Here is a 6,882-nt window from a genome sequence, read left to right as displayed (position 1 = left end):
GCCGGTCCGTCCGGACCGGCCCCGCGGGGTCGTGCTGTGCGCGAAGGGTCAGCGCGTGACCTTGCCCGCCTTCAGGCAGGAGGTGCACACGTTGAGCCGCTTCGGCGAACCGTTCACCGTGGCCCGGATCCGCTGGATGTTCGGGAGCCACATGCGGTTGGTGCGCCGGTGCGAGTGCGAGACGCTCTTGCCGAAGCCAGGGCCCTTGGCGCAGACGTCGCAGGTGGCAGCCACGGGGTACTCCTGGGGTCGTGAGGGGTGGAGGGGCGACGGCCCCGGTGGGGCCTCGACCGGTGCCGGGGAGGCCCGGACACCGCGGTCAACAATAGCCGAGCCGGAGCGGTGCGGGCGAACCGGTGGCGCGGGCCCGGCGCCGCGGCCCCCGCGCACCGGCCCGCGCCCCTTGCTCCCTCCGGGCGGTCCGGCGCCGCGGCGCTCCAGCACCGCACCCCGGCTCCCGATGGGAGGGGGTGCGGAGACGGCCCCGGAGCGCCCCCCGCGGCGCGCCCCGCTGGGCGCCCCGCGACGGTGACGCGGGCACCCGCGCCGCCGGCTGCCTGGCCCTGGTCGGCGCCCTCTACATGTTCCTGAACGCCGTGCTCGTCCCCGAGGCCCTCAACGGCGTGCCCGGCGGCCTGGCGGTGACGGCCGGCGCGGCGGCCCTGCTCGCCCTGCTGAGCGCGGTGCCCGCCCTGCTGCCGCGCCGGGCGCCCACCTGGAGCGGGACCGCGCTGGCCGTGGTGGGGCTGGCCGAGATCGTGGCGCTGAACCTCTTCACCCGCGACGCCTCCTTCAGCGCGCAGGTCTTCCTCGGCTGGCCGGCCGTCTACGCCGCCTACCACCTGCGCCGCGCCGCGGCCTGGACCGTCACCGCCCTGTGCCTGGCCGGCGAGGTCGCCGTGCTGCTCGCCGTCGCCGGCACCGCCGCCGTCGTGCGCGACACCCCGGCGTGGGTCACCACCTTCGCCGTCCTGACCTGGCTGACCTCCACCGCGCGCGACCGCCAGGAGGCCCTGCACGCCCGGCTGCGCAGCGAGGCCGCCGAGGACGCCCTCACCGGCCTGGCCAGCCGGCGCGCCTTCGACCGGGCCCTGCACCACCACCTGCGCCGGGGCACCGTCGGCGCCCTGCTGCTCGTCGACGTCGACCGCTTCAAGCAGGTCAACGACGAGCACGGCCACGCCGCCGGCGACGCCGTGCTGCGCCTGGTCGCCGCGGAGCTGCGCGCGGTGTGCCGGCCCGAGGACGTCGTCGCCCGCCTCGGCGGCGACGAGCTGGCGGTCCTGCTCGTGCACGCCGGGCCCGCCGCCGCCCCGCCCGGCACCGCCTGCCCGGTGGCGCTGCGGGCCGCCGAGCGCTTCCGCGCCGCCGTCGCCGACCTGCGCGCCCCCACGGCCGACGGCCGCCCCGGCCCGCGCCTGAGCGTCAGCGTCGGCCTGGCCGGCGGCGGCCTGCCGGGCGAGGGGCCCGAGGAGCTGACCGCCCGCGCCGACGCCGCCCTGTACGCGGCCAAGCGGGCCGGGCGCGACCGCGTCGTCGCCGGTGCCGCGCCGGTCCCGCCGGTCCTACCGGTCCCGGCGGTCCCGCCGGTCCACCCGCCCGCGCCGGTGCCCGGGGCGGCGGCGGGCGGGCAGTAGCCTCCCGGCGTGGACGAGCCGGACGCACCGCCGCCCGCGCGCGCCGCCGGCCGGGCCCGGCGCCGCCGGGAGCACCCGTGACGCGCATCGTGGCCGGCTCGGCCGGCGGGCGGCGGCTGCGGGTCCCCCCGGGGGACACCACCCGGCCCACCAGCGACCGGGTGCGCGAGGCGCTGTTCTCCGCCCTGGACGCGGCGGGCGCCGTCGAGGGCGCGCGGGTGCTGGACCTGTACGCCGGTTCCGGCGCGCTGGGCCTGGAGGCCGCCAGCCGCGGGGCGCGCGAGGCCGTCCTCGTCGAGGCCGCCCGGGCCGCCGCGCAGACCGCCCGCGCCAACGCCGCCGCGCTGGGCCTGCCCGGGGTGCGCGTGGAGCACGAGCGCGCCGAGCGCTTCCTGACCGGCCCGCGCGCGGCGGCCGGCGGCGGCTGGGACCTGGTGCTGCTGGACCCGCCCTACGCCGTGGACGAGGAGGCGCTCGCCGGCGTGCTGGCCGCTCTGGCGCCGCTGCTGGCCGAGGACGCCACCGTCGTCGTGGAGCGCTCCGCGCGCAGCCCCGAGCCGCGCTGGCCGGGCGGGTGGCCGCCCGCCCGGCAGCGCCGCTACGGCGAGACGAGCGTGTGGACGGTGCGCCGGTAGCGTGCGCCGGGTGCCCGACGCGACCGCCCACGCCGCGACCGACCGCGACGCGACGCCGCCGGAGCCGCCGGTGCCGCCGGTGCGCCGCGGCGTGTGCCCCGGCAGCTTCGACCCGCTGACCCTGGGCCACGTCGACGTGGTCCTGCGCGCGGCGGACCTGTTCGACGTCGTGCACCTCGGGGTCGCCGTCAACCCCGCCAAGCGCGGGCTGTTCACCGGCCCCGAGCGGGTGCGCCTGGCCCGCGCGGCGCTGGACGCCACCGGCGACGCGCGCGCCGCGCGGGTGGTGGTGGAGGAGTTCGCCGACGGCCTGCTGGTGGACCACTGCCGCCGCCTGGGCGCCCGGGCGGTCGTCAAGGGCCTGCGCGGCGGCACCGACTACGCCTACGAGCTGCCCATGGCGCTGATGAACCGCCACCTGGCCGGCGTGGAGACGGTCTTCCTCGTCGGCGACCCCCGCTTCGGGCACGTCTCCTCCAGCCTGGTGAAGGAGGTCGCCCGGTACGGCGGCGACGTCGCCGACCTCGTGCCGGAGGTCGTGCACCGGGCGCTGCTGGAGCGGCTGGGCTCCGCCGCGGCCGGGGCGGTGGGGGAGGATGACCCGCGGCCGCCGAGCGGAGCGGCCGCTGGACCCTCTGGAGGCAGGTAGTCGTGGAAGTGCACGAGAAGCTCGGCGAGCTCGCCGCGCTCGTGTCGGGGGCGCGCTCGGTGCCCCTGTCGTCGTCGGTCGTGGTGGACCGCGAGCAGCTGCTCCGGCTCGTCGCGGAGGTGCGGCGGCTGCTGCCGGCGGAGGTCCAGCAGGCCGGCGACGTGCTGGCCCAGCGCGACGAGGTCCTGCAGGCGGCGCGCGCGGAGGCGGAGCACCTGCTGGCGCGGGCGCGCGCGGAGGCGGAGGAGCTCACCGAGACGCAGGCCGTCACGCGCGCGGCGCGCGAGCGCGCCGAGCACGTCGTGGCCACGGCCCGCGAGGAGGCCCGCCGGCTGCGCCTGGACGCCGACGCCTGGTGCGACGGCAAGCTCGGCGACTTCGAGGAGGAGCTGGAGCGCCTGCAGCAGCAGGCCCGCCGCGGCCGCGACCGGCTGAAGGTGCGCGCGCCCGAGCAGGGCGAGGGCGCCGAGGAGGAGCGGGCCGGCGCCCCCGAGCAGGAGGTCCCCGCGGGGGCGCACCCGGCGCCGCGGCCCGAGCGCGAGGGCTGAGCGCGCCGCCGCGGCCCCGGCGGCGGCGGGCGGCGGCGGGCCCGCCACCGGGCGATTCGGTACCCGGGGCCCTGCTCGGCTACCCTTGACCACGGCCTCGACGCTGGTGGGCGTGGCCACCCCCGGTCCCCGGACCGGACGGGTGGGGACGACCACGGGCGGCGGGGCCGAGTGGTGCTCCGAACACGTGGGAGGCGAGGCAGTGGTCAAGGTGCAGGAGGGTCGTCTCGACCCCAACGCCCCGCTCGTGCTGTCGACCCACGAGCTGGGCCGGCGTCCGGGCACGATGCGCACGCTGCGGCGCACGGTCCCCGCCCCGGCGGACCTGGGCATCGCCGTCATCGGCGTCCCCGAGGGCAGCGACCTGGAGCTCGACCTGCGGCTCGAGGCGGTCATGGAGGGCGTGCTGGTCTCCGGCACCGTCCGCGGCCGCGCGGTGGGGGAGTGCGTGCGCTGCCTCACCGAGGTGACCGAGGACGTCGAGGTCGACGTGCAGGAGCTGTTCGCCTACCCGGGCAAGACGCCCGCCGAGGTCGGCGAGGACGACGACGAGGTCCGCGAGATCGCCCCCGGCGAGCTCATCGACCTCGAGCCGACGGTGCGCGACGCCATCGTGCTGGAGCTGCCGTTCCAGCCCGAGTGCGACGGCCCGTGCCAGCAGGACTACGAGATCGGCGTCTCCGAGCGCGCGCTCGGCGACGCCGAGGACACCGAAGAGCCGGCGGACCCCCGGTGGGCCGCCCTGCAGGGCCTGCTCGAGCAGCAGCCCGGCCAGACCCCGTCCGACACGAGAGAGAAGAGCTGACCGTGGCCGTCCCGAAGCGGAAGATGTCCCGCAGCAACACGCGGTCGCGCCGCGCCCAGTGGAAGGCGTCCGAGGAGACGCTGACCCGCACCGTGCAGCGCGGCCAGGTGGCGTACCAGCGCCCGCACACCGCGCGCGTCGTCACCGACTCCGCCGGCACCCCCCTGTACCTGGAGTACAAGGGCCGCAAGGTCAAGGACCTCTGAGCTGACCGCTCAGCAGGACCGCGCCACCGGGCCGGGCGACGTCGCCGACGTCGCCCGGCTCGTGGCCGCCCTCGGCGTCGAGATCGACGCCGGCCTGCTCGTGCAGGCGCTGACCCACCGCTCGTACGCGTACGAGCACGGCGGTCTGCCCACGAACGAGCGGCTGGAGTTCCTCGGGGACTCCGTGCTGGGGCTCGTGGTCACCGACACCCTGTACCACCGCCACCCGGACGTGCCCGAGGGCCGGCTGGCGAAGCTGCGCGCGGCGGTCGTGAACTCCCGCGCGCTGGCCGACATCGCCCGCGGCCTGGACCTGGGCGCGCACGTGCGCCTGGGCAAGGGCGAGGAGACCACCGGCGGGCGCGACAAGTCCTCCATCCTGGCCGACACCATGGAGGCGGTCATCGGCGCCGCCTACCTGTCGGTGGGCCTGGAGGCCGCCCGCGACTTCGTGCTGCGCCTGACGGCCGACGTGCTGGAGTCCTCCGAGCGCCTGGGGGCCGGCACCGACTGGAAGACCGCGCTGCAGGAGCTGACCGCCGCCTCCGGGCTGGGCGTGCCCTCCTACGCCATCACCGACTCCGGCCCGGACCACGCCAAGAGCTTCCGCGCCGACGCGGTCGTGGGCGGCACCGTGCTCGGCAGCGGCGAGGGCCGCAGCAAGAAGGAGGCGGAGCAGAAGGCCGCCAGCACCGCCGTGCGGGCCCTGCAGGAGGCGCAGGCCGCGCAGGCCGTCCGCGCCGGCGGCTGACGGCGTGCCGGAGCTCCCCGAGGTCGAGGTCGTCCGCCGCGGCGTGGCCCGCTGGGTCGCCGGCCGGCGCGTGCGCGAGACGCAGCTGCTGCACCCGCGCGTGGCGCGCCGCCACGCCGCCGGTCCCGAGGACGCCGTCGCCCGCCTGCGCGGCACCGTCCTGGCCGATGCCGTGCGGCGCGGGAAGTACCTGTGGCTGCCGCTGGCGGACGCGCGCGGCGCGGCGGACGAGGCCCTCGTGGTGCACCTGGGCATGAGCGGGCAGCTGCTCGTGGAGCCCGAGGACGCGCCGGGCGAGAAGCACCTGCGCGCCCGCTGGCGCTTCGACGACGCGCACGTGCCCGAGGGCGCGGCGGGCACCGAGCTGCGCTTCGTGGACCAGCGCACCTTCGGCGGCCTGGCGGTGGTGCCGCTGGTGCCCACCCCCGACGGCCTGCCCGGCGGGCTGGGGGAGCACTCCGACGCGCCCTGGGCGCGCACCCTGCCCGAGCCGGTCACGCACATCGCCCGCGACCCGCTGGACCCCGCCTTCGACGACGACGCGTTCGCGCGGCGGCTGCGCGAGCGCACCACGGGCGTCAAGCGCGCCCTGCTGGACCAGACGCTGGTCTCCGGGGTGGGCAACATCTACGCCGACGAGGCGCTGTGGCGCGCCCGGCTGCACTACGCCCGCCCCACCCGCGCGCTGCGCCCCGCGCAGGTGCGGGTGCTGCTGGCGGGCCTGCGCGAGGTGATGGGCGCCGCCCTGGACGCCGGCGGCACGAGCTTCGACTCCCTCTACGTCAACGTCAACGGCGCCAGCGGCTACTTCGACCGCTCCCTGGCCGTGTACGGGCAGACCGGCCGGCCGTGCCCGCGCTGCGGCACGCCGGTGCGCCGGGACGCGTTCATGAACCGCTCCTCGTTCACCTGCCCCACCTGCCAGCCGGTGCCGCGCACCGCGCACCCCTGAGCGCACCCCCGAGCGCACCCCCGAGCGCACCGTCGGCGCGGACCCCCGGGCGCGGCGCTCACACCACGCGCAGCTCGGTCCACGCCTCCTCCAGGCCCGGCAGCGCCGGCACGGCGGTGCCGGTCAGGCGCTCCAGCAGCGCGAACAGCCGCTCCTCGGGGTCGTCGTGCCCGCCGTCCTCCACGGGCAGCGGCTCGCCCTCGTCGACGACCGCCTCGCCGCCGCTGACCACCAGCAGCCGGGTGGGCACGCCCGCCTCGGCGACCTCCAGCACGTACGTGTCGGCGACCCCGCTGTAGCAGGCGGCGACGGCGCGGGCGGCCCCGCTGCGCGCGGCCAGCGCCTCGGGCACCTCGCCGAGGGCGTCGCCGCGGAAGTGCACGTGCAGCACGCCGCCGCGCACCGCGGCGGCGACCGGGAACCCCTCGAAGCGCGTGGAGGTGCCGCCGCCCGCGGCGAACCCGCCCGGCAGCACCTCCAGGCCGCCCGCCACGAACAGGTCGGCGCCGTTCCAGCCCATCTCGTCCCCCGCTCCCTCGGGCCCCGCGGACCGGGACGTCCGGGGGCGCTCGCGGCGCACCCTGCCGCCCGCCCCTGACACGACGCCCCCGACAAGACGCCCGCGCACCCCCGCCGCGACCTGCCGCGACCCGCCGCGACCCCCGCCGCCGCCGCGCGGGGTGGGGCCAGCCCAACCCC

The 6,882-nt window shown here is 78.5% G+C and carries 9 protein-coding genes and 1 pseudogene; 8 read left to right on the top strand and 2 right to left on the bottom strand.

Annotated elements, in window-relative coordinates:
* Positions 1-48 precede the first annotated feature (48 nt).
* Positions 49-234 carry a 50S ribosomal protein L28 gene (rpmB, locus tag ACRYR7_RS23340; protein WP_012084282.1) on the bottom strand — a complete coding sequence of 62 codons (186 nt, stop codon included), beginning with the start codon at positions 232-234 and terminating at the stop codon, positions 49-51.
* A 236-nt stretch (positions 235-470) separates the two neighbouring features.
* Here rpmB and ACRYR7_RS23335 point away from each other — a divergent pair.
* The 8 genes and pseudogenes from ACRYR7_RS23335 to mutM all read left to right on the top strand — a co-directional run.
* Positions 471-1,541, top strand: a pseudogene (locus ACRYR7_RS23335) (GGDEF domain-containing protein); the annotation flags it as partial.
* 173 nt (positions 1,542-1,714) lie between these two features.
* Positions 1,715-2,272, top strand: coding sequence for a 16S rRNA (guanine(966)-N(2))-methyltransferase RsmD (gene rsmD, locus ACRYR7_RS23330; protein WP_432574593.1), 558 nt, complete (start codon positions 1,715-1,717; stop codon positions 2,270-2,272).
* A 91-nt stretch (positions 2,273-2,363) separates the two neighbouring features.
* On the top strand, positions 2,364-2,921 hold the full coding sequence (gene coaD / locus ACRYR7_RS23325) for a pantetheine-phosphate adenylyltransferase (RefSeq protein WP_432574594.1): 558 nt from the start codon (positions 2,364-2,366) through the stop codon (positions 2,919-2,921).
* Positions 2,922-2,923: 2 nt separating this feature from the next.
* On the top strand, positions 2,924-3,469 hold the full coding sequence (locus tag ACRYR7_RS23320) for a hypothetical protein (RefSeq protein WP_432574591.1): 546 nt from the start codon (positions 2,924-2,926) through the stop codon (positions 3,467-3,469).
* Between the two features lie 187 nt (positions 3,470-3,656).
* Positions 3,657-4,274 (top strand): YceD family protein, encoded by a 618-nt coding sequence (locus tag ACRYR7_RS23315; protein WP_432574590.1) that lies wholly within the window; start codon positions 3,657-3,659, stop codon positions 4,272-4,274.
* A 2-nt stretch (positions 4,275-4,276) separates the two neighbouring features.
* Entirely contained in the window at positions 4,277-4,480 is a 204-nt protein-coding gene (rpmF, locus tag ACRYR7_RS23310; RefSeq protein ID WP_166611797.1) for a 50S ribosomal protein L32, read from the top strand.
* Positions 4,481-4,541: 61 nt separating this feature from the next.
* Positions 4,542-5,231: a ribonuclease III gene (rnc, locus tag ACRYR7_RS23305; protein WP_432574588.1), complete on the top strand. Its 690-nt coding sequence runs from the start codon at positions 4,542-4,544 to the stop codon at positions 5,229-5,231.
* A 4-nt stretch (positions 5,232-5,235) separates the two neighbouring features.
* A complete protein-coding gene (gene mutM / locus ACRYR7_RS23300; protein WP_432574586.1) occupies positions 5,236-6,183 on the top strand; it encodes a bifunctional DNA-formamidopyrimidine glycosylase/DNA-(apurinic or apyrimidinic site) lyase in 948 nt (315 codons plus the stop codon).
* A gap of 58 nt (positions 6,184-6,241) precedes the next feature.
* Here the strand turns inward: mutM and ACRYR7_RS23295 are convergent, their stop codons facing one another.
* Positions 6,242-6,703: a hypothetical protein gene (locus tag ACRYR7_RS23295; protein ID WP_432574584.1), complete on the bottom strand. Its 462-nt coding sequence runs from the start codon at positions 6,701-6,703 to the stop codon at positions 6,242-6,244.
* Between the last annotated feature and the right edge of the window lie 179 nt (positions 6,704-6,882).

This window comes from Kineococcus gurbantunggutensis (assembly GCF_050871925.1).
In the GTDB taxonomy this organism is placed as follows: Bacteria; Actinomycetota; Actinomycetes; order Actinomycetales; family Kineococcaceae; genus Kineococcus.
This window is presented reverse-complemented; position numbering and strand designations above follow the sequence as displayed.

Bases quoted from the DNA above. Each gene is read 5' to 3' on its own strand.
- ACRYR7_RS23295 (WP_432574584.1), bottom strand. From the start codon at position 6,703: ATGGGCTGGAACGGCGCCGACCTGTTCGTGGCGGGCGGCCTGGAGGTG.